Raw genomic sequence first — 23,764 nt, 5'->3', positions numbered from 1 at the left:
GATTATTAACAGGTTCCGTGTGCTCGGCGCCTTTGCCTTTACACTCGGTTTTACATATTAATTCAGCCGCTCGAAGATACCGGCTACACCCTGGCCGCCGCCTACGCAGGCCGACACCATACCGTACTTCTCGTTACGACGGCGCATTTCGTTCAGCAATTGAACCGATAACCGCGCCCCGGTCGAGCCAAGTGCATGGCCGAGGGCAATAGCACCACCGTTGTGGTTAATCTTGCTCTTATCGAGACCCAGTTCCTGAATAACGGCCAGTGACTGCGCCGCAAAGGCTTCGTTCAATTCAATCTGATCAATATCATCCTGTTTCAGACCAGCTTTTTGCAGCGCGATAGGAATCGCTGCTACCGGGCCAATGCCCATGATGCGAGGCTCAACACCAGCCGAAGCGTATGACATCATCCGGGCAATTGGCTTCAGGTTCAATTCATTAACCAATCGCTCCGACATGACGATTACGAAAGCGGCGCCGTCAGATGTTTGTGATGAGTTGCCCGCCGTAACGGAGCCGCCCGCTGCAAAAACAGGCCGCAACTTGGCAAGTCCTTCAGCGCTGGTATCTTTCCGTGGGCCCTCATCCTGCGACACGGTCCATTCACGGGTCTTTTTCTTACCTGCCACCTCGTCGAAATAGGTTTCTTTCACAGCAATCGGTACGATCTCATCCGTGAATTTACCCTCTGCCTGAGCTGCCAGCGCCTTCTTGTGCGATTCCAGGGCAAACTCATCCTGGGCGTCGCGGCTGATATTGAATTGATCAGCTACCTGTTCGGCGGTCAGGCCCATGCCGATATAGTAGTCGGGATGCGCTTTGGCGATGTCATAGTTCAACGCGGTTCGCCAGCCCATGGTTGGCACCATCGACATTGATTCCGTACCACCGGCAATGATGCAATCGGCCATACCCGCGTGGATTTTAGCCGAGGCAATAGCGATAGCTTCCAGCCCAGATCCACAATAGCGGTTGATGGTCATACCCGGCACGCTACTTGGTAGCGATAGCAAGGCGATATACCGTGAAATCTGCATGCCTTGTTCGGCTTCAGGCACGGCATTACCTACAATCAGGTCTTCAACACGGGCGGGGTCAAGGTTCGGTACCTGGGCCATCATGTGCTTGATCACGTCAGCAGCCAGATCGTCGGGGCGTGTCAAACGCAAGCCGCCACGAGGCGCTTTGCCCACGGGGCTACGAAAACCAGCAACAATATATGCGTCCATAGAAAGGGCGTTTAATGGTTCGAATTAGAGACAGCCAGTCTGTGATGTCTTTACCTCGTTAACAAAAGTTGATTCGGAATAGTACAAAGATAGAAAAAATAGTATGCGTGCATACTATCTCATTTATTGGCCCGAAAAAAGCCGCTCAGAAAAGCGGCTTTTGGTATGGTAAATCGTCGATCCTGTTTAGTATAGATCAGAAATGCGGGTCGCCAGCTTCACGTTTCCCGAGCATTACGGCGCCAACCATCGCAATCAGAAACAAGACAGAGGCTAGTTCAAAGGGTAGAATGTAGTCGCTGTAGAGTACAATACCGAGCCGCTCTACCATACCCGTCTGGGCGTCGAATGTACCTGGATTATACGTACCTACGGGAGCTGCATTAAAAATAGATAGCAACAAGACCATTAATACGCCGCCTACTATGACGCCTGCCGTTTTGGTAAGCGTCACTTTCGATTCTTCGTCGTCCTGCTTCAGGTTCAGGAACATAATGGCGAAGAGGAAAAGCACCATGATGGCCCCCGCATAAACGATGATGTTTACTATAGCCAGAAACTGCGCGTTCAGGAGCATGTAATGGCCTGTAAGACAAAAGAACGTGAAGATCAGAGCCAGTACGCTATGGATAGGGTTACGGGCCGTAACAACGGTAATGGCACTTAATAGCGTAATAAAACCAAGCCCGTAGAACATGTACCCTGCAGCAGTCAGGGTTTTAAGGTGAGCCAGGAAAGAGTCGAATTGGTTCATATGTGTAAGAGGCTAACGCTTAGGCTACTGACCTCGATAAAGTAGGTTCGGTTGGGGTTGCTTTAACGTCCGGGTTATTACGAACATACCTATCGTCGAGTTTTTCAACCAGTTTGTCTTTACCATAAATTACGCCGTCACGGCTGGTAACTACAGGCACCATGCGGTCGTGACGAAGGTAAACGGCTTGTTTGGGGCAAGCTTCTTCACAAAGGCCGCAGAAGATGCAGCGTAGCATATTGATTTCGTACACAGCCGCATATTTTTCCTCGCGGTAGAGTGTTTCTTCGCCCTTCTTACGTTCGGCAGCTACCATCGAAATAGCTTCGGCCGGACAGGCAACAGCGCATAAACCGCAGGCCGTACAACGCTCACGACCCTGCTCGTCGCGTTTCAGTACGTGATGGCCCCGAAAAACTGGTCCCAGATAGCGCTTCACTTCGGGATACTGGATAGTAGCCTTCTTCATGAAGAAGTGCCGGATCGTGATGGCCAGACCACCAAGAATGGCGGGCAGATACATCCGTTCGGCCAGCGTCATTTCTTTATTGCTGACCTGTTTTGATCGGTTCGTTAACATGGTAAGGTGTTTACTGTCTTCTGTCTTCTGTTGATCCGTCTGAGCGCGCATTGGCGCTAAAGGAAACAACGGAAGACAGTAAACGTTGTTGAACTTAAACTTGTGGTACGGCCACTGGTTTTCGGCGAGGTGCCTTGATGGCATTGGTTGCACCCAGTACAACCATTACCAAAACGATGGCCCAGGTAGCGTACTTAATGTTATAGAGCAATCCGGCGCCAGTCAGAATGACATTCAGGATTGAGAGCGGAATCAGCGACTTCCAGCCGAGGTTCATCAACTGATCGTAGCGGAAACGCGGAACTGTCCAACGTACCCACATAAAGAAGAAGATGAAGAAAAAGATCTTGGCAAAGAGTACCACCGTACCGATCAGCGTAGCTACGTTATGGCCAGCTACATCACCTAATGAACCAACCAGTGCATCGTGCACCTGCGTCATGAATGGGTAGTGGAAACCGCCAAAGTAGAGCGTTGAAATAACGGCCGATGAGGTAAACATGTTGATGTACTCTGAGAACAGGTACAAACCCAGCTTCATGGAGCTGTACTCGGTATGATAACCGCCCACAAGCTCCGTTTCGCACTCGGGTAGGTCGAATGGAGTACGGTTACACTCGGCGAAGGCGCAGGTCAGGAAAATGACGAAGCCCAAAGGCTGTGTGAAGATGTTCCACTCCCATACATTGGCCTGCTCGTTTACAATATGCCGAAGCGACAGAGAGCCCGTCATCATCAGGATGGCGATGATTGATAAGCCCAGCGCTACCTCATAACTAATATTCTGCGAGGCTGCACGAATAGCCCCCAGCAGTGAGAACTTGTTGTTCGATGCCCAGCCGCCAATCATGATGCCGTAGACGCCCAGCGAAACCACGCCAAATACGTACAGAATGCCAACGTTTACGTCAAGACCCTGTACAGGTACATCATAGCTAGCGTATTTGATGCTGTCGCCGAAGGGAATAACGGCGCTCGACATCAGGGCTGTAAGCATAGCCAGGCAAGGGCCGAGGATGAACAGCCATTTACTGGCCTGAGCAGGAATAAAGTCTTCTTTGAAGAACATTTTACCCGCATCGGCAATCGGCTGAAGTAACCCCAGTGGGCCTGCGCGGTTCGGGCCGATGCGATCCTGCAAAAAAGCCGCAACTTTCCGCTCGGCGTAGGTCGAGTAAGTAGCAATCAGCAGTGTGATCCCGAAAATAGCCAGGATCACGAGTGATTTGATAATGAGAACGGTAAGATCCATAAATTACTGTTGAAACGTTTTCTGTCTTCTATCTTCTGTTGTTTTTCGCGAATTACGGCGAAGCAGCAAAAGACAGAAGACAGAAAAACAGTTAACTATTCTTTTGCCGAAGGCAGTGTTTTGGCGAAGCGCTCGGGTGGCAATTGCTGAATACCCAGTTGCGACGTATCACGTTCATCATTGATGGGCTTGTATTCAGCTGCGGCCAGTCTTGCGCCAAACGAAGAAACCGTCAGGTTCTTCGGATACTTATTGGCTGAAATCACCGACGCCCTAGAAATCTTCGTTGGCCCTTCGATCACCCAATCGGCGGTATCTTTTTTGTCGAAGCGGCAAGTGTTGCAAATAAACTCCTTCACCTCGTTCCACTCATTTTTGCGAGCCGTTACCCGAATCACTTCGCTACCCCGGTACCAGAGCGATACCTTACCTGAGCAGGTTGGGCAATCGCGGTGCGCGTCAACAGGCTTGGAAAACCACACCCGGTTTTTGAAGCGATAGGTTTTGTCGGTCAGCGCACCTACCGGGCAAACGTCGATCACGTTTCCTGAGAAATCGTTGTCGATTGCTTTTTCGATGTACGTACCTATTTCCGACGCATCGCCCCGGTTCAATACGCCGTGAACCCGTTTTTCGGTGATCTGATCGGCCGTATACACGCAACGGTAGCACAGAATGCAACGCGTCATGTGTAGCTGAATGAACGGCCCGATGTCGGTCTTCTCGAACGTTCGGCGTTCTTCTTCGTAGCGGGTCTGAACAGCGCCGTGCTCAAACGCGAAGTTTTGCAGATCGCATTCACCGGCCTGATCGCACACCGGGCAATCGAGCGGGTGGTTGATGAGCAGAAACTCAACGATACCCTTGCGGGCTTCCAATACGGCCGGGTTCGAGAAATTCTCGACCACCATACCGTCTTGAACCGGCGTGATGCACGAGGCAACCAGCTTAGGCATTGGGCGCGGGTCTTTAGCTGACCCGGCTGCTACCCGAACCAGACAGGCCCGGCACTTACCGCCACTTCCTTTCAAGGGCTCGTAGTAGCACATGGCCGGAGGAGCCACTTCTGGTCCAATTTTACGGGCTGCCTGAAGAATCGTTGTTCCGGGCTCGACTTCAACCTCGATGCCGTCGACGGTTACTTTAACTAACTGAACTTGATTATCAACCATGTTATGAAGGCAGTTCGCTTGCCCAAAAGGGGGTCGCCAGTATGTATAACGATAGAAATGTTGCCTACCCTATCGAACGACTTTTCTTTATTGTAAAATAACGACAGAACCGTCAGAAACCCAACTGTTGAATGTCGGCTACCCAGGCTTCAACCAAGGGCATTTCGGCCTGACCCACGTAGTTTTTTCTGGTTAGTAACCGGTAGCACCGGAGCAAGTTATCATGGATATGCTCGATGCCGTGTGGTAAGTCCAGTTCGGCCAGATCGCGACAAATTTGCAGATTCTGCGTATACCCACTGACTTCATCTTCAAAATCACGCATCAGGTTGTGTTCGTTCCGTTCCTGCCAGACGGTGGCATTATGAAACAGCACGCTCCAGCCGCAAGTCCAGGCTACACGTTGAGCCACGTAGCTGCGCCAGATGTCGGTCATGCGGAAGCTGCAATGCGAAGGAAGATACAACAGCGGAAAGGCTTCCGGGAACCAGGTAGTATTCTGGCTATTGAACGCACACCAGGCCCCGTTACCCAAAGCTACGTTGTCGCGCTGGTCAAAGGATACAGGAAGGGGTAACGTTAGCCGATAAATCGCATCTACGTCGGGGTTCTCGTCGGCCAACCCTTGCTGAATCGGGCAAAGCACATCCGTCATGCCGGGTAGTTCAGGGAGCGGATCGTGCAGGTGTTCCAGCGCATAGCCGCGAGGCCAAATATGCTTGTCGGTGAAGTATTTGTAGACGTTTGTCCAGCCAGTCTGGGTCAGATTATGTGCTTTCTGGGTACGTTGCCGACCCTCCCAGAAAGGAGCGCGGGGGTAATTATCATCATCTGTTTCCAGAATTACCTGAGCTCCCTGTTGCATGGCCACCAGATAACCGAGATTTTTTCGACCATAGTGACGGGTTGGCAAGTTGTTGACCAGTGAGAAGGGAAGCGCCACCTGCCGGTCAATATCCCAGAAATCGCATCCGGGCAGGTCAAATTGTGCGGGTGACTTTGTATCGCCCATCACTACAAAACGGACCCCATTCACTACTGATTGTTCAGCACAGTCTTTCAGTACAGCGTTAGGAGCCGATATAGAGGTGATGACTAGAAATGTATTATCGTTCATGTTTTTTACTCAATCAGTGCTGCTTTCCCCGCTAGTCGCAGCTTGAAATAATACCAAAGTGTTGACAGTGAATTTTTTATAGCATTCTCTGACACGCTTGGCGATGGCGCGCGGTAATGAATGGGAATTTCCGCAAACCGTTTCTTACGTAATAAATAGCGTAGTTCTGTCTGGTAGAAATGGGCCTTCGATTTCAGTGGGTAAGCCGTAAACTCAGCCACTGTACTGGCATGGAACCCCTGAAAGCCCGATGTCATATCATGCATGTTGCTGCCCAGCAAGACATTCGACATGATGGTACCAATCTTCGAGAGGAAGGTGCGTTTGAAATTCGACTTATAAATAGATCCTCCATTGATGAAACGGCTGCCAAATGCACACTCATTTCCTTCATTTAGTACGCGAAGAAACATAGGAATGGCCCGTGGGTCGTGGGAAAGGCCGGCATCCATCTCAATAATTATATCATGCCCATTTTTGAGTGCTTCGCGGTATCCTCGCAGATAGGCATCAACAATATTACGGTTTTCGGGTGCCCAAATGGTTACAAATCGCTTGTCCTGAGCCGATAATTCCCGGGCCAGGTCCAACGTCCGGTCTTTAGTCACTCCGTCGATCACCATATAAACACAGCCACATTGAAGCTTGTCTAATTCGGTGGCTAGCGCCGAAGTATATTCCGCAAATTCTTTTTCTTCATTCGCCATCGGGGTAACGATCGCGAAATTATTTTCGTAGAAAAGCACGTCAGTGAGGGTGAGGGGTATGTACTACTGATGGTAATTGCTGCTGAACAAGTACGTATTGGTCGGGCTTGCTAGTGTTATACCGAACAAAATCTAACGCAGCCGGATTGGCAACAAGTTGGGCAAAAAAGGGGTCCTTCCTATATATTTCCAGCATCTCGGGCCGAACGTGAATACAGTTGACTTTGAACTCATTAAAGAACGACTGCATGTTAGTTGGATGATACCGCTCTAAATACCAGAACTGCCAGTTGTCGCCCAGATACAGATCGTACATGAGCGGGGTATTGCCTGTCATACTGATTGATCCCTGCACGGGTAATTTCTGTAAAAATCGTAGCAAATCAACCGTTGGTGTTGGTTTGGGTTCATTAGCTAACCGCCAAAACGGAGCAAGAAAAATTAATAATACGGCACCAAACGCAGCATAATACGCTGGCCATGGAACAGCTGGAACCGGTACTGGACGAAAGACAACTGATTGCAGGAAAATTCCTGCCAGGCTCAGGTAAAGTGGTATCTGAAATAATATATAATGCTCGCGCGGGAAGATCAGAATACACGAGATGTAGGTAGACAGCAGCATTACGGCAAGGCACAGCCAGTACCAGCCAGTCTGTTTCATGTGGTGCCACGCGCTACGTACGGTTTGTGGCCAGTTGATTAACGCAACCAGAGCCAGAAACAGAAGACCCAATACATAACGACGTCCTGGAAAAACGAGACGAGATAGCCAGGGGGTAACCAGCATATCTACCAAATTATGGCTCGTAATGAGAACCAGATTGAGAACATTAGTGCTCAGGTGGCGAATGAAGAGGGGCGGATTCAGAAAGAAAGCATCAGACAGCGAGGTTACCTCACGCCCAAACCCATGCTTTATGAACGTACCTGAATGCATCCAGGGAGAAGCCGGAATTTCGGGGTGCCAAACTGAATAATTCAGCGCGAAATGTTGCCCGAAAGCAACTACGCTACGCCCGCCCGCCAGGGGAGATCCGAAAGCAATTACCAGCAAAGCGGCGGCTCCCATAACTCCAAATAACGCATAGGGTAATGGTTGCGTTGTACGTCTGCGTTGCCAGAAATAATAGGCTAAGGCAAGACCGCACAGGAGCAAAAACGACAGAAAGAACTCTGGGCGGCCATAGGCGGCGAGCAACGCACTTAGCGCAGCCACTGTGAACTTAGCTACCGGTTTTGTCTGATAGTTGGCTGCAATAAGGCCACCCATCAGAAAAAGCATGGTAAAAACCGACACTTTAGGCTGTAAGGGCAAGTTAAGCTGGCAAAACAGAAAGCAGATAGATAGGGCTGCACTGACCAGGGCACCGATCTTGAGGCTGCGAAAGAGAAAATAAAAAAGCAGACCGGGCAGGATGGAGAGCAACGTACAACTCACATAATATGTGGTAATTGTATCGCCTGTAAAACGGTGGATAAACAGGTACCAGGCACTAAACAGCGGAGCCATCTGAATAGGAGGCAGCTTCTGCCAGGTAGCTAGTAGCCCGTTATGGAAATACACATCGTCGTCGGTGGCAACCACGTCGATACGTTGGGTAATGTTATAGGTCAGCACTAAGCTACTTAGCAGTACAAAAAGGATGCCCGCAAAATCCTTCACTCGTCCAGTAGGCATAATGGGTAGTGGTAATGGAGTTGCAAGTTAATGCTTTCCCAACATTAGGCGGATAATTATGATCGTTCGGAGGGAACCGTAGCTCGGTTCAACTGGTTTTGAGCCGGTAAATCTGATAGCCATCGATGACTGTTTCGAGCGTGTATTTCGCCGGATCAAAGTCGTAGTTAAAGGCATTAAAGTGAAGCGGACCGGGTTCTGGGAGGATAATATATTTCACTTCACCACGCGCCACGAGCGTATTGAACGAGCTGTAATCGAAGGTTTTAGCTTCGTATAATAGGCGAACTACATCATCCTGGTAGGCAAGCTGATTGCGGAATAACATTTGTTGAAGCATCCAGCCGCGTGCATTTGCGCCCATCACAACCAGTGCCTTATCCTGGCGAGTAATACGGGGCTGGATATATTCCTGCACGTGCTTCTGCTGGATATACTCGCTGGTTAATTGCGGGAAACTGGTTGTTATAAAGAACTCTGCCTGGCGGCTTGTTACGTACAGCATACCCGCCATAACTAATGCCGGGAGGAGATAATATGAAAGGCGACGTACCTGTTGCTCCCTAAGATACTCATAAAAGAACCAGGCAATAGCCAGATGGCTCACATAGGCGAACTCATGAAAGTAGCCGATGCCTGCCCCGTATTTGAAGGTGGTGCCGAACGAGAAGCCGAAAAAGAGCAAAGTGCTGGTCCCTAAAAACGCTTTGCGGTTATCAGTTGCTTTCATGAACCACGGAATAGCAACCAGCAGGCTGGTAATAAGCATTAAACTATAAGCCGGAACCATGTGCTTGAATGTACTTGTGTAGAACCAGCCCGGCATGATCGGCACGGCAATACTACCAAACAGATTCAGGAAGAATAACCGGGGTTGAAAGTCGCTGAAGAGCAGCATCAGTACCATGAAGACCCCCGCCATGATGGGAATCAACTTTATGAACGATGACCACCGTCTCTGGTAAACCAGAAAACCCAGGATAACGATGCTATGAATGATGCCGCTTTGCTTCGAGAAAAAGGCGAAAACGGCAAAGATGCCCGCCAGAACAACGTACCTGTTCCAGTCGGTTGGCTCTTTGGCGGCCTTCAGACCAAAATAAATGAAGCACGCCGTGCTGAAAAACAACAGGCTATCTACCCGAGAGTTGGTCAGTAACCACTGTTGAAGCAGGGCAAACAGGCTACATACCATCAGTAGCGCGAATGTTGTCGATATACCTAATACGCGTCGGGCGGTATAGAACGCGATGCCCATTGCCAGCAACACCAGGCCAAATGAGATCATGCGGCTGAGAAACTGAATCCGGTAAATATCAGTTGGGTCCCAGCCTAATAAACGGTAGGGAACGCCTACCAGATAATAATAGGCTGGCGAGTACTGAGCGATAAAATAAGGTGGCTCTGCTGGCTCCGCGAAAAGCGGCATTCGATCAGCCACAATCTGTACGCCATATGTACTACTCCGCTCACTCCCCGAGAGATCGGGATGGCGACTAACCGAAAACGCGGTTTTAATAAGCAGCAGAACAACGACACAGAGCAGGCTAAACCAGAGCGCAATCTGATAGGCATTGTTCTTTGCAAACGTGTAAATAGACGTTACAAAAGCAGGTGGGGGGGTATACATTGCGTTGAAACAGCAGGTATCTACAGAAAAATAAGGGGCAACTTACGCATGTAAGCTGCCCCGGCAAAGTGACTGATACTAATAAAGCATGGCCATCAATTATACCAACGCCATATGACCCTGATACACCGCTCCGGGCTGCGTGGCCTCAAATGGGTTAGTAATGTGCCACTCGAATTCGTCGCGGAAATGGCGAATGGCGCTGGCAACAGGCCAGGCAGCAGCATCTCCCAACGGGCAGATCGTATTGCCTTCAATTTTCTTGGCTACATCAACCAGCAGATCAATATCGTGCATGCTACCGTGACCGTGTTCAATTCGGTGAAGAACTTTCTCCATCCAGCCTGTGCCCTCACGGCAGGGGCTACACTGCCCACATGACTCATGGTGGTAGAATCGGCTGAAATTCCAAGTATTGCGAACGATACAGGCTGTTTCATCAAAAACGATAAAGCCACCAGACCCCAGCATAGTACCCGTCTGAAAACCACCTTCCGACAACGATTCGTAGCTCATCAGGCGGGGGTCGCCGTTGGCTAGTTTCAATGACAACTCGGCCGGCAGAATGGGAACTGACGACCCGCCAGCTACCAGCGCTTTCAGGTGGTGACCGTCGCGAATACCACCACACCATTCATCGGAGTAAATGAACTCTTCGACCGGAACGCCCAGCTCAATTTCGTAGACCCCCGGCTTCTTAATATGACCAGACGCTGAAATCAATTTCGTGCCCGTGCTGCGCCCAATGCCAATACCTGCGTAGGCGTCACCACCGTTATTTACGATCCAGGACGTGGTAGCGATCGACTCTACGTTGTTTACTACGGTTGGGCATTGATACAGCCCTTTTACCGCCGGGAAAGGGGGCTTGTTCCGTGGGTTACCGCGTTTTCCTTCCAGCGATTCAAGTAAGGCCGTTTCTTCGCCACAGATGTAGGCACCTCCACCTGGCTGAACAACCAGTTCGAGGTCATATCCACTGCCAAGAATGTTTTTCCCCAGGAAACCGGCCGCTTTTGCTTCAGCAATCGCTTTTTCAAGAATCCGGATCACATACATTAATTCGCCTCGTACATAAATAAACGATGTGTTGGCTCCAAGGGCAAATGATGAGATGATCATTCCCTCAATAAGTAAGTGAGGGATATTCTTCATCAGGTAGTGGTCTTTGAACGTACCCGGCTCTGACTCATCGGCATTACAGACAAGGTAACGGGGTACGCCTTCAGGCTTGGCCAGAAAGCTCCATTTCATGCCCATCGGAAAACCCGCACCACCACGGCCACGAACCCCCGCTTTTTTTACCTCTTCCACCACACCCTCCGGTGTCATGGTTTTTAGTGCCTTCTCAACGGCTGTGTAACCGCCTTGCTTCCGGTATACATCAAACGTCTCTATACCAGCTACGTTAATGTGTTCGGTTAATATCTTCTTGCCCATACTAAAGGTTTATAGGATCGATGAAAAATGGTTACCAGGCAGCTCCCCCCGCCAACTTATCCTCCTCGGCTGCATTTTCGGGGTTTACATAAATGGTAATATCATTGTAATAAGTTGCCGCAGATTTGTCGACCTCTGGTGCTTCAAATCGGTGTCTTGAGTAAGAACGGACCGTAGAATAATGGCAAACAAATGATTTACGAGTGAGCGTCGCGTCGCCGATTCGGTTACCTCCGTGAGCCAGCCCGCCATGCCAGAGCAGCAGATCACCCTTTTTGAGCAATAGTGTTTTCTGTGGAATACCGAGTTTCGCACAGGTTTTGTCGAGATAAACTGAAAACTCTTCAGGCGAATAAAAAGAGTCTACCTGATGCAGGATACCTGTGCCGAAATCAAACTTAGGCATACGGTGCGAACCTGGGTAATAATAGAGTGGACCCGCATCTATATGCACATCTTCAAGCGGAATCCAGGCGGCAGCTAAATGAGAGGCAATTTTAGAACGTACCCAGGGAAAATCCTGGTGCGTATCCTGCTGACTACCGTATTTAAAAATCAAACTTTGTAAGACACAGACGGGCTCATGAAAAACGGCATCCAGAAAAGTAGCTATATGCCGGTGCGTCATGACCTTTTTAGCCGCTACCGACGAGTTATGATACTCCAGTAAGCGAGCGCCAATACCAGCCAGTTTTTCTTTGGGTACGTCCTTTATCGGTGTTTCCTTCTTGTCATTAAACTGGTAGACCGACGCTTTCAACGAATGTTGTTCGTGTTGATCAATGGTTGTTTCAACCTCCTGCCAAAGGCCATCTACCCAACTGATTGGCAAAGCGCCTTCCAGAATAACGTACCCCTGGTCGCGCCATTGGGTCAATAGAGACTTTAGATCATATGGAAAGTCAGACGGCGTCTTGTATGTAGCCAGAAACGCGTCAATGTCGGCACCTGGAAGATCAATCCATGGTAACGTAGCGACGTCGAAATCACGCTGCGGGTCATTCAGCTTATGCTTGGCCATCCGGTATAACCGGCGTAGTCTGTCTTTAAACTTACTCTCCATGTATCACTGTCAGTTTAGTGTCAAGCTATCAGGCACTCAGGTCGCGGATGATCTCATCAACGCGCTCATTAGTCAGGTGCGTGTAGTACTGTTCCCGGATCTGAAAAACGGGACCCATGCCACAAGCAGCCAGGCACTCTACTTCTTTCACGGTAAACAGTCCATCAGCGGTAGTTTGCCCCGCTTCTATGCCAAGTGTTTGCTTTAAATGGGCATACACTTCTTCACCACCCATCAGGCAGCAAGGGCCTGTCCGGCAATATTCAATAACGTGCTTGCCAACTGGATCCAAGTGGTACATTGTATAGAAGGAAGCCACTTCAAACACCTCAATAGGCTGAATATCGAGCAAACTGGCCACCATATCCATTCCCTCCGGGCTAGTCCAGCCCTCCTGCTCCTGGAGCAGATGGAGTAGTGGCAACAGAGCCGATTTTTGTTTGCCAGCCGGGTAGCGGGCAATAATTTCCTTTGCCAGCGTCAGCCGCTCTGGCGTAAAGGCAATAGTAGGTTTCGCTTCGGTGGTCATGAATAAGGATCTAAGCGTCTAATTCACCTGCAATTACGTTCAGGCTACTCATAATCACGATGGCATCTGACAGGGTTGTGCCTTTACACATTTCCGGGAATGCCTGGTAATAAATAAAACTTGGCCGACGGAAGTGTAACCGGTAAGGCGCACGACCTCCATCACTGATCAGGTAGAAACCCAATTCGCCGTTGCCACCTTCTACAGCATGATAGACTTCACCAACCGGCGCATCGATCTCGCCCATCACAATTTTGAAATGGTAGATCAGGGCTTCCATATTTTTGTATACTTCCTGCTTCGGAGGCAGGTAGTACTCCGGTGCATCGGCATAGTAGGGGCCATCAGGTAATTTGTCCAGGGCCTGCTCAACAATGCGCAAGCTCTGCCAGATTTCCTCATTACGCACCATAAACCGGTCGTACGTATCGCCGTTCTCACCAACGGGGATCTCGAACTCAAAATCTTCGTACGATGAGTACGGATTCATCGCCCGTACATCATAGTCAACGCCAGCCGCACGCAGGTTTGGTCCGGTAAATCCGTAACTAAGCGCTCGTTCGGCCGTAATCGGGCCTACGTCGACCACACGGTCCATAAAGATCCGGTTCCGGTTAAAGAGCTTTTCAAACTCTTTCATGACCGGCGGAAAATCTTTCAGGAACTTACGGATCTTACGGATAGCCTCGGCTGAGAGATCTCGCTCCATACCGCCAATACGCCCCATGTTAGTGGTAAGGCGGGCACCGCACATCTCCTCGTAGATCTCGTAGATGTTTTCCCGCTCTTCGAACAGGTATAGGAAGCCGGTAAAAGCACCGGTGTCTACCCCAAGGATGCCATTACAGATAAGGTGGTCCGAAATACGGGCCAGCTCCATCATAATTACCCGTATGTAGTCGGCCCGTTTAGGAGTTTGTACGCCCAGTAGCTTCTCAACGGTCATCATCCAGCCAAGGTTGTTGATTGGCGATGAACAGTAGTTCATCCGGTCGGTGAGCGTCGTTATCTGGTAAAAGGGCCGTCTCTCTGCAATTTTTTCGAATGCCCGGTGGATATAACCAATCGTTTGTTCACCCGACACTATTTTCTCACCATCCATTTGCAGGATGTTCTGGAAAATTCCGTGTGTGGCCGGGTGCGTAGGGCCCAGGTTCAGCGTCGTCAACTCATTGACGTACTGAATAGGACCTTCTGGGGTGGCCGGGGTATTACGTGCGCCAACGGCGTCTATACTCAGATCTTCAGTGGTCATAACAAATTCAGTTGTCAGTTTGCTGTTTCCCGTTTACTGTTGCGCTGCTAATCGCCGGTAACACAACAGCAAACGGGAAACAGCAAACTGACAACTGCTTTAGTTTATCGTCCAAACAACGCATCAATTTTATCTTCCCGGGTACCATCTTCCAGCGGATACTGTTTGCGCATCGGGAAATAATCCATTTCTTCCATATTCAGGATTCGGGTCAGGTTGGGATGGCCATCGAATTGAATCCCGAAAAAATCGAACGTTTCCCGTTCCATCCAATTGGCGGAGGCATATAATACCGTCATGCTTGGAATGTGGAGATCAGCCTCTGCCAGAAACACCTTTATACGTACCCGGAAGTTTTCAACCATACTGTGTGCGTGGTAAACAACACAGAACTCGCGGCCTGGCTCATCAGGATAATGAACGCCCGTGATATCAGTCAGAAAGTTGATTTGGTACGTTTTGTGATCTTTTAAATAAAGCAGGATAGGAACAATCTGCTCCCGTGATGCCGACAACGTAAGGAGGCCGAAAGGCTCATCAAAGTCGTACACGGCTGCACCAAACTGCTTAATCAGGTCTTCGGCTACGGCCTGGTTAGTGAGCATAGGAATGGGATTTTAGAGAGATACAAGAGACTATTGAATGCCGTACGAATTCAATAGCAATTGATACTCGTCTGTGTTACGGCGGCGGGTCGATTCATTACGAGCCATTTCCTGAATTTGCATCAGGCCTTCAATGACTTGCTCGGGGCGGGGTGGGCAACCGGGAACATACACGTCCACCGGGATAATACGGTCAATTCCCTGCAAGACACTATAGGTATCAAAAATGCCACCGCTACTGGCGCAGGCCCCCATTGCCATCACCCAGCGGGGTTCGGCCATCTGAAGGTATACCTGTTTTACGATCGGCGCCATTTTCTTGGCAATCGTCCCCATCACCATCAGCAGGTCGGCCTGCCGCGGCGAGAAGCTAGGCCGTTCAGAACCAAACCGGGAAATATCGTAGTGTGACCCCATCGTGGCCATGAATTCAATGCCACAGCAAGAGGTGGCAAATGGTAAAGGCCAGAGCGAGTTAGCCCGGGCCATACCAACAACTTTATCGAGCGAAGTAGCAAAGAATCCTGAGCCTTCATGGCCTTCTGGAGACTCTACCATCTTGACAGATGATGACATAATCTTTTTTGTTCGAAGGGGCCTGTAGACGGTTTCAGCACGAATAGCTCAAAAACGTCATCTACCTACCCTGGTTTATTCCCAATTCAAAACGCCTTTCCGAATTACATAGTAGAAGCCAGCCAGCAGCAGGCCCATAAAAAGGATCATCTGAATGAATCCGGCGGTACCTAGCTTTAGAAAGTTAACAGCCCACGGATACAAAAAGATTACTTCTACGTCGAATAAAACGAATAGAATGGCGATCAGGAAATACTTGATTGAAATTGGGGCGCGGGCATCACCCTGTGCTGGAATACCACACTCAAACGGGTCATCTTTCTTCTGGCTATGTCGTTTCGGACCGATACTATGGGTAACGAGCATCGTTGTGATGATGAACCCTAAAGCCAGCGCCAGCTGAATAAAGATAGGTATGTAATCGGAGGGTAAGTAAGATGCAGTGTTCATGCGTTGAACGGGCTTTAATACGTCTGCAAGTTAGGCATAAAACAGCTTACTGAAGAATAAGAACACGACGTGCTACGTTGAAGCCTGCTGTTTTTAAACGAACAATATACTGCCCTGACGTTAAGCCAGCTATGTTGATGAGCTTTCGCTCATCGAACGAAGGAACTTTAGCTGAATAAACCAGCTGGCCAGCCAGTGTGTGTACGGTTAGATCAACGTTTTGCAGGTTCTCTACTGTCTCAACTGCTATGTAACCATTCACCGCAGGATTCGGGTATACGCTGAGTCCTTCCGAGTTTTCGGATGACACGAAGGGAATCCCGCTCGAGAAGTTGGAATAGCAGGTCAGGTTTGGCGCACCAGCCAGGGTAAACGTTGCTTTTGCCCGAGCTGAATACGTACCTGAAATTACGGCTTTGGCCACGGGCCCATTCTGATTGTTCAGTAGAGTTGTGCCACGCCGCCAGTCGAACTGCTCGTTGTTGGGGTAGCCGGGCAGCGTTGCCTGTAAGGTGTAGACTCCTGCCTGCTCTACTGTTGGTGTCACCAGCTTAGGACGTACAGTTAGCGTAATGCCTGGCGAACTGGCCGACCGGCAACCATATACATTAACGCCTCTGACACTGTATGTGCCGGCACTACCTGCATTCAGCACACGCTGGTTTATACCGTTGCTCCATTGAGCAGCTACTTGTGTAGGTACGTTGGCTACGAGCGATAACACTGAGTCTGCGCATATCTGCTGTTGTACCCCGGCAACCGCACTCCCTTGTTGAGCCAAAGAAACAGTAGGGACAACCGGTTGGATGGGGGCACGTACGTCAATTTTCGGCGATAGATACGTATTGCCATATGCATCTTTCATCGTTGCTTCATACTGACCTGGCTGCGTGATTGTCAGGGTGCGGCTTGTTTGCCCGGTGCGCCAGGTATAGCTGTTATAGCCTGAAGGCAGGCTTACGGTGATACTATTGTCTGACGAGGTACAGGCTACAGTTGCGGTTGGCTGCAGGGTAGGCAAGAGCGGAATTGAACTGGCAAAAAACACAGGGCTCATACTCTGGTACCACGCATTGGCCAACTGAATGAGGCCTTCATTCCTGAAGTGGACACCATCTGGTCGGTTGGGCTGGATATTGTCGGTAAACGGGCCAGCGTAAACGTTGTTATTGAACGAGTTTATAACGTCGTTCTGGCCCAGAATAACTTTATCGGAAACAAACGTGGTATCGCCGCATAGTTTCTCACAATCTAGGTTTCCTTTACACTTGGCAATGCAACTCGGTAATGGAAAACCTGTCCGCGAGGCACGGGCCAACATCCAGGCTGGATACCGGTTGGTATCAAAACGGGTTTTGGCTACCAGGCTTTCAAGCGCCTGCCGGTAGGCGGTACGTTCGGTCTGAAGCGGGAAGTTGTCGAACTCGCCCTGATGCCATAATACCGCTCTCAATCCCTGTAATGAACAGTAGTAACGGAGTGCAATACGCAGATTAGCGTAAGGCATCCCTTTAGGCATGTTTTCATTTGGCGTACCGAGCGCGAAAATGTTCTTCGTTGTTTTATCGTCGAAGCTTTCGATCCAGTTCTGAATAGTGGTGGCTGCCCAGGCTGTATTGATAAAGAGCACAGGTACGTTATACTGCTGAGCCAGTAGATCGCCAAGTCGGCCCCAGCACCAGGCACTTTGCCCGCGCATACCAATCACGGAGGTAGCACTTAGCTGCTCGAATACAGGCGCAGGAGGGTCTGCCAGCGAATTCTCAAGTATGTTATTATAGCTTACACAGTTTACTCGGTCATCGGCAGCACCCACCGCGCCAAAGTCCTGAAATCCCTGCGCATTCGACTGACCGGTGATAATGAAGACCTCGCCAATGCCCACTTTACGAACCACGTCGCTGGCTATCACAGACCCATTATGGAATGCCTGCACTTCCAGCCGGTACCAGCCACCCGTGCCTTTGATCTTTCCCTGAAAAATGCCGCCCTGTACTGCTTTCTGAAGGGTTCGCCACTCGGTGTTGATCCCCTGGCCCGCTACTTCCGCAACCAGGCGGATCTGAAGGCTATCTACAGGTTGATAGTATGACCCTGAAACATAAATTGTGCTAGTGTTATCGTTGTCGCGTTGAAAAACGGCTCGCGTTTCAGGATATGTTACATCTATGCCTGTGGCTACTGTTTGAGCCAGTGCTGAAGAAGTAAATAAGCAAACTATTAGTCCGTAAAGAATCCAGCGTATAGATGTACTGTTCATAAGTTAGTTGGTGGGTAATAAGGAAGTAATAGTTACCCAACTATGCTATTGGTGATTATGCCAATAGATCACAAAGTTAACGTGTTCAGTCGGTGATTATTACTGCCCGATTTGTACACGTTTCGTTACTTTAATGTCTCCCGATTGAACCATAATGAGATACTGACCCGGAGCCAGCACTGATAACGAAAGCTGTTTCCGCCCGTCAAGCACTGTAGGGGTTGTGCGGTATACCTGCTGACCGGAAAGCGTGTAAACGGTAATGACAGTATTGCTTAAATCGACCAGCGTTTCAATGAAAAAGATACCGTCAGGGTTAGGGTTCGGGTAAAGACTGATATTCTGATTGTCGGTGGGCAGCTGGTACGTATAGTTCGCGGAGGGTGCAGACAAACACACTAGAGCTGGCGAGTACGTAATGGCTGTTCGCACACTGTACACGCCCGTTTGAGCTACCCGTAACTGCGATGTGGCAACAGCCAGCGAATCGGTATCACGACGCCAGTAATAACGTTCATTGGCAGGTGCGCCGCTGGCTTGAAGCAGGTACGTACCTATCTGAGCAATTTGTGGCGCTTGTGGTCGGGGGCGTGTGTTTGTAGCAACGGGCAAACTATTCGGAGAAACGCATCCGTTAGCATCGCGAACACGGGCGGTGAAGATACCTGCCTGTAAAACAACCAAATTTTGCGTTGAGTCGCCCGTCGACCAGAGGGTACGAAGCGTTGAGTTAGTCACCAGCGTTACGTTTGTTCCTTCGCAAAAGGTAAGGGATCCTCTGGCTGTCACTATAGGAGCTGCCGGTAACGGATTGACAAGCACAACAGCCACATTGGATTGAGCTGATTCACAATTGAACTGATTGCGGGTTCGTAACGAGTAACTGCCCGATTGATTAACGCCAATGCTACGGGTTGTCTGCCCTGTACTCCATATGTAACTGGCTTCAGCTGTTGAACTCAAGGTGACAGATTCGTTTGCGCAGAAGGTTGTGGAACTGCTCGCTGTCAGCCTCGGTGTTTCCGGAAGCGGATTGACCACAACTGATACTATGGCCGAAGGCACCGAGACGCAGCCGTTGGCGTCAGATACAGTCAGCGAAAAGTTACCACTTTGAGAAATGGTCAAACGTTGCGACTGATTGCCGTTACTCCAGTTGTAAGCCACCGCTGGGCTGGCTACCAATACTGTATTGTCTCCCTGACAAAAGGTTGTTGACCGCTCATTAGTAATAGTGGGCTGGGCAGGAAGCGGATTGACCGTTACGTTAATTGGACCCGACCGTTCAGAAAAACAGTTGAACTGGTTTCGGGTACGTATCGAGTAACTACCAGATTGGGCTACCGTGATGCTTTGGCTCGATTGACCACTGTTCCATTCGTAGTTGGCCTCCGGGCTCGATGTCAGCGTCACTGATTCGTTGGCGCAAAAGATCGTTCGTCCACTAGCCGTCACCTGTGGAGTAGCAGGAACGGGGTTGACCAGAATGTTAACGACGTTTGATGGTGCCGATACACATCCGTTCCCATCCGAAATGGTTAGCGAATAACTGCCCGATTGCGTAACCGTAAGCTGTGGCGTGCGCGACCCGTTGTTCCAATTATAGCCAGATGCCGACGTATTGGTTACGGTCAGCACTGTATTGTCTCCCTGGCAAAAGGTAGTGGCCCGATCGCTACTAACGATAGGAGTAACAGGTAAGGGATTTACTGTTACTGCAACTACATTCGACGGCGCCGATGGGCAATTGAACGAGTTGCGGGTGCGAACGGTGTAATTGCCCGACTGATTTACCGAAATGGTTGGCGTAGTCTGTCCATTGCTCCATTCATACACTGGCGCAGAGCTGGCATTGAGTGCTAATGACCCCGTGGCACAAAAGGTAGTAGGGCCTGAAAAATTAATGGAAAGAGGATCAGGCCGAGGGTTCACTGTGGCATTAACGATGGCAGAAGCGGGCGATTGACAGCCGTTTTCATCAGCAACAATTAACGAGTAACTACCTGTTTGGCTAACAGTTATACGTTGCGTGGTTTCGCCGTTACTCCACTTATAGCTAGCTGCCGGGCCGGCCGATAGCGTGGTGTTGTCACCTAAGCAGGAGGTGAGAGACCCTTCCGTTGTAATGGTGGGTCTGGCCGGAAGCGGATTGATGGAAACCGTTATGGCGTTTGACGTGAATGTGCAGCCACTTGCATCTTTTATCGATACAGAATACGTACCTGAACTGGTTACGTTAATAGTTTTGCTGGACTGCCCGTTGTTCCAGACAAAATTTTGATCGGTACTGCTGGTAAGGTTTACACTCCCCGTTACGCAAAATCGGGTTGGTCCGTCGGCCTGAATGGTAGGTGCTGCAGCAATGGTAATAGAAGGTGTATAGTAAACATTGCCGAGGGCGTCTTTCACTTTCGCGCGTAACGTACTTCCCGCGGGCTTGGTGATCGATTGCCCTGTTTCACCCGACTCCCAGAAGACTTGCTGATAGTTGGTAACAGAGTAAGTTACTGCGTTGTTTCCGGCACAACTGACCGTTAGTATTGGCGCCGCCGCCGGACTGATAGGTACAGCATTATTGAAAAAGTTACTGTTCAGGCTGGCGTCCCAAGCGGCGGCTACTTCCCGCAACCCTGGATTGTCGAAATGCACGACATCAAATAGGGGAGCTCGCGAACGAGGAATCTGGATACCATCGGTATTGGGGCCGGCAAATGTGTTAGGCGAGCTGGCGATAACCTGGTTCTGGCCATCAATTACTTTCTGGTCAGTTGAATAAAAATCACTGTAGGAGGCCCGGGCAACTACCCACGGTACGTTTTTGCCAAAATCTGCCCGGCTCTGGTCAATAACAGTCCGTAAACGTTCAGCATACTGACTTGTCGTCGTTTCAAACTGATTGTCGGCTTCGCCCTGATGCCAGAGAACGGCCCGCACCCCCAACATATGTGTGTAGTTCTGGAGCGCTAGTTTTAATGGGAAATAAGGATGTTTCAACTCGTAAAAGCGTGGCTCATAATCGCTTAGTGTTCGCTCGCCTTTAGCTGTTTCCGCCCAGTTTCTAACTGATGTTCCGGTGTAGGCAGCGCTAAAAAATAGTACAGGTACGTTCAGGCGGGCAGCCAGCAGATCACCAAGTCTGCCCCAACACCACGACCCTACGCCCCTCGGAGCAATGTCATTAGGGCCATCCAGATGAGAGAACGCCGGAATAGGAGCATCATTCGGATATTGCGTGGGAACGTACCTGTAGTTAACACAATTGACCCGGTCATCCTGAGCGGATTCTCCGTCTCGTCTGTTGTTATCGTCTATTTGGCCAGAGTTAGACTGGCCGGCAATAACAAATACTTCACCTACCCCAACCCGTTCAATCGTTTGTGTGCCTACCTCCTGGTTGTCGCGCATAAGCCTTACCGACAGGTTATACCAACCACCCTGGACGGTGATTGCTCCGTTGAAAACACCACCTTGCGGATTACTGGAAATGGTCTGCCAGTCGGTAGTTGTACCCTGACCATTACGGGCCTCCACACGAGCTTCAACCCGGGTAACAGCCGTTGAATACGTACCTGTAATGGTCACTGACGCGTTATTAGCAGTATTGCGCTGTAAAACCGCGCGGCTCACGGGAAAAGACACCTGTACTTGTGCCAATGCGCAAAAAGAAGTGAGCAAATAGAAAAGCAATAAGCAACCGAACGCGAGTTGTTTCATGAGCAAACGTGAGAGCCATTGTGGTAAGCGAGGTTGTTATGTGTCCGCGCTCGGGAGAGTTGCGTTTGCCAAAAGCATATCCGTAACTCGTGAAAATTTCTATTCAGGTTGGGTTAACAGGTGAAGTGAGCGTTTTCCAGAGTAAATCCTTCAACTCAACAAGCCCATACTGTTGAACCGACGAAATAAATACAGTTGGTACATTAACTGGCAGATTACTTCGTATCTGGTTCAGTATCTCGTCGTCGGCAAGATCTACCTTCGTAATAGCGAGTACTCTGGTTTTATCTGCCAACTCAGGATTAAACGCTTCCAACTCGTTTGTCAGTATCTGGTATTCACCCGCTATATCTTCGCTCGTGGCTGGAATTAGAAATAGAAGAACTGAGTTACGCTCTATATGTCTTAAAAAGCGAAGACCAAGGCCTTTCCCCTGCGAAGCTCCCTCGATGATGCCAGGTATGTCGGCAATCACAAATGATTTATAATCCCGATATGCCACTACGCCCAAGTTCGGCACCAGCGTTGTGAATGGGTAATCAGCTATTTCAGGCCGCGCTGCCGATAACACCGACAGCAAAGTCGACTTACCAGCGTTAGGGAAACCAACAAGTCCTACGTCAGCCAGTAGTTTTAATTCTAAAATAACCCACTCTTCGCGTCCGGGTTCACCAGGCTGTGCATGTTGTGGTGTTTGCTGAGTAGCTGATTTGAAATGGGTATTACCCATACCGCCGCGCCCACCGGGTAACAGAATAACTTCCTGTCCATCTTCGGTGAGTTCAGCCATCACCTCGTTGGTTTCAGCATGGCGAGCTATTGTACCCAGGGGTACGTCAATAAAAACGTCTTCGCCTTCAGCTCCAGTTCGGCGGCCACCTTCGCCTCCGTTGCCTGAATCTGCTTTAATGTGCTTCTGATACTTCAGGTGTAGTAAGGTCCACAGTTGCGAGTTGGCCCTCAGAATGATGTGGCCTCCGCGTCCGCCATCGCCGCCATCCGGTCCGCCTTTGGGTACGTGCTTCTCGCGCCGAAAGTGCATAGACCCCGCGCCGCCATGTCCCGATCGGCAGTTGATTTTTACGTAATCAATAAAGTTGGATGAAGCCATGTATTTGTTTAACCGCTAGATTTCGGTTGGTTAGCTAAGCTGTGCCTGCTGAATTTTTTGGCAGACCAGCTCAAAAATGTCATCGATGGTACCAATACCACTGATGGCAGCATATTTGCCCTGCTGTGCATAGTGCTCAGCGACCGGCATTGTTTCACTGTTATATACGCTCACTCGGCGTCTTGCCGTTGCTTCGTCTTTATCATCCGGTCTGCCAGATGTTTCACCCCGCTTTAGTAAGCGCCGAATCAGTTCTTCTTCGTCAACAACCAGTGCTACCATGGTTGTAATTCCGGTTCCATGTAAGGTCAACAGGGTGTCTAATGCTTCTGCCTGTTTCACCGTACGGGGGAATCCGTCGAAAATAAAACCGGGCGCTTGCTGATTCTCAGTTAGTTTATTTTCAATCATGCCAATCACGACTTCATCAGGAACCAATAATCCCTGATCCATCAATGATTTCGCCCGCAGACCTAATTCGGTTCCTGCCGCGATCTGTGACCGTAACAAATCGCCCGTCGAGAGATGAACAAGTTGGTACTTCTGAATTAATTTTTCACTCTGTGTGCCTTTACCGGCACCCGGCGGACCAAACAGTACAAGATTTAGCATACGGCTACGAAGGGGGATGC

The 23,764-nt window shown here is 49.8% G+C and carries 20 protein-coding genes; all 20 read right to left on the bottom strand.

The genetic code is table 11. From position 1 onward, the window contains the following. Positions 1-57 precede the first annotated feature (57 nt). The 20 genes from J2I46_RS15345 to J2I46_RS15250 all read right to left on the bottom strand — a co-directional run bounded on the left by J2I46_RS15345 (position 58) and on the right by J2I46_RS15250 (position 23,744). A complete protein-coding gene (locus J2I46_RS15345; RefSeq protein WP_207329919.1) occupies positions 58-1,236 on the bottom strand; it encodes an acetyl-CoA C-acyltransferase in 1,179 nt (392 codons plus the stop codon). Positions 1,237-1,432: 196 nt separating this feature from the next. Beyond that, complete coding sequence (locus J2I46_RS15340; protein WP_207329918.1) at positions 1,433-1,990, bottom strand: NADH-quinone oxidoreductase subunit J family protein; 558 nt, start codon at positions 1,988-1,990, stop codon at positions 1,433-1,435. Between the two features lie 19 nt (positions 1,991-2,009). After that, on the bottom strand, positions 2,010-2,570 hold the full coding sequence (locus J2I46_RS15335; RefSeq protein WP_207329917.1) for a NuoI/complex I 23 kDa subunit family protein: 561 nt from the start codon (positions 2,568-2,570) through the stop codon (positions 2,010-2,012). Between the two features lie 94 nt (positions 2,571-2,664). Continuing rightward, on the bottom strand, positions 2,665-3,822 hold the full coding sequence (nuoH, locus tag J2I46_RS15330) for an NADH-quinone oxidoreductase subunit NuoH (RefSeq protein WP_207329916.1): 1,158 nt from the start codon (positions 3,820-3,822) through the stop codon (positions 2,665-2,667). A 95-nt stretch (positions 3,823-3,917) separates the two neighbouring features. Continuing rightward, positions 3,918-4,994: an NADH-quinone oxidoreductase subunit G gene (locus tag J2I46_RS15325; protein WP_207329915.1), complete on the bottom strand. Its 1,077-nt coding sequence runs from the start codon at positions 4,992-4,994 to the stop codon at positions 3,918-3,920. A 112-nt stretch (positions 4,995-5,106) separates the two neighbouring features. Next, entirely contained in the window at positions 5,107-6,111 is a 1,005-nt protein-coding gene (locus tag J2I46_RS15320; RefSeq protein WP_207329914.1) for an STELLO glycosyltransferase family protein, read from the bottom strand. 5 nt (positions 6,112-6,116) lie between these two features. Further along, complete coding sequence (locus tag J2I46_RS15315; RefSeq protein ID WP_310589038.1) at positions 6,117-6,857, bottom strand: glycosyltransferase; 741 nt, start codon at positions 6,855-6,857, stop codon at positions 6,117-6,119. A 1-nt stretch (position 6,858) separates the two neighbouring features. Next, positions 6,859-8,499 carry a hypothetical protein gene (locus J2I46_RS15310; RefSeq protein WP_207329913.1) on the bottom strand — a complete coding sequence of 547 codons (1,641 nt, stop codon included), beginning with the start codon at positions 8,497-8,499 and terminating at the stop codon, positions 6,859-6,861. A gap of 88 nt (positions 8,500-8,587) precedes the next feature. Next, entirely contained in the window at positions 8,588-10,129 is a 1,542-nt protein-coding gene (locus tag J2I46_RS15305) for an ArnT family glycosyltransferase (protein ID WP_207329912.1), read from the bottom strand. A 99-nt stretch (positions 10,130-10,228) separates the two neighbouring features. Continuing rightward, positions 10,229-11,569 carry an NADH-quinone oxidoreductase subunit NuoF gene (nuoF, locus tag J2I46_RS15300; RefSeq protein WP_207329911.1) on the bottom strand — a complete coding sequence of 447 codons (1,341 nt, stop codon included), beginning with the start codon at positions 11,567-11,569 and terminating at the stop codon, positions 10,229-10,231. Positions 11,570-11,600: 31 nt separating this feature from the next. After that, entirely contained in the window at positions 11,601-12,632 is a 1,032-nt protein-coding gene (locus tag J2I46_RS15295) for a phytanoyl-CoA dioxygenase family protein (protein ID WP_207329910.1), read from the bottom strand. 28 nt (positions 12,633-12,660) lie between these two features. Beyond that, positions 12,661-13,161, bottom strand: coding sequence for an NADH-quinone oxidoreductase subunit NuoE family protein (locus J2I46_RS15290; RefSeq protein WP_207329909.1), 501 nt, complete (start codon positions 13,159-13,161; stop codon positions 12,661-12,663). A gap of 10 nt (positions 13,162-13,171) precedes the next feature. Continuing rightward, positions 13,172-14,416, bottom strand: a complete 1,245-nt coding sequence (locus J2I46_RS15285) for an NADH-quinone oxidoreductase subunit D (protein WP_207329908.1) — start codon at positions 14,414-14,416, stop codon at positions 13,172-13,174. 104 nt (positions 14,417-14,520) lie between these two features. After that, positions 14,521-15,021: an NADH-quinone oxidoreductase subunit C gene (locus J2I46_RS15280; RefSeq protein WP_207329907.1), complete on the bottom strand. Its 501-nt coding sequence runs from the start codon at positions 15,019-15,021 to the stop codon at positions 14,521-14,523. Between the two features lie 30 nt (positions 15,022-15,051). Further along, positions 15,052-15,597, bottom strand: a complete 546-nt coding sequence (locus tag J2I46_RS15275) for an NADH-quinone oxidoreductase subunit B (RefSeq protein WP_207329906.1) — start codon at positions 15,595-15,597, stop codon at positions 15,052-15,054. A gap of 75 nt (positions 15,598-15,672) precedes the next feature. After that, a complete protein-coding gene (locus J2I46_RS15270) occupies positions 15,673-16,047 on the bottom strand; it encodes an NADH-quinone oxidoreductase subunit A (protein WP_207329905.1) in 375 nt (124 codons plus the stop codon). 46 nt (positions 16,048-16,093) lie between these two features. Further along, positions 16,094-18,307 carry a T9SS type A sorting domain-containing protein gene (locus J2I46_RS15265; protein ID WP_207329904.1) on the bottom strand — a complete coding sequence of 738 codons (2,214 nt, stop codon included), beginning with the start codon at positions 18,305-18,307 and terminating at the stop codon, positions 16,094-16,096. A 99-nt stretch (positions 18,308-18,406) separates the two neighbouring features. Continuing rightward, the gene (locus tag J2I46_RS15260) at positions 18,407-21,961 is read right to left on the bottom strand and encodes a sialate O-acetylesterase (protein WP_207329903.1); all 3,555 of its coding nucleotides are present in this window, start codon (positions 21,959-21,961) and stop codon (positions 18,407-18,409) included. A 163-nt stretch (positions 21,962-22,124) separates the two neighbouring features. Beyond that, positions 22,125-23,132, bottom strand: coding sequence for a GTPase ObgE (gene obgE / locus J2I46_RS15255; RefSeq protein WP_207329902.1), 1,008 nt, complete (start codon positions 23,130-23,132; stop codon positions 22,125-22,127). 30 nt (positions 23,133-23,162) lie between these two features. Beyond that, on the bottom strand, positions 23,163-23,744 hold the full coding sequence (locus J2I46_RS15250) for an adenylate kinase (protein WP_207329901.1): 582 nt from the start codon (positions 23,742-23,744) through the stop codon (positions 23,163-23,165). Positions 23,745-23,764 lie beyond the last annotated feature (20 nt).

Origin of the sequence: Fibrella forsythiae (genome assembly GCF_017353175.1) — a bacterium.
Taxonomy (GTDB): Bacteria; Bacteroidota; Bacteroidia; order Cytophagales; family Spirosomataceae; genus Fibrella; species Fibrella forsythiae.
Note: the sequence above shows the minus strand (reverse complement) of the source record. Positions and strands in the feature narration are given on the sequence as shown.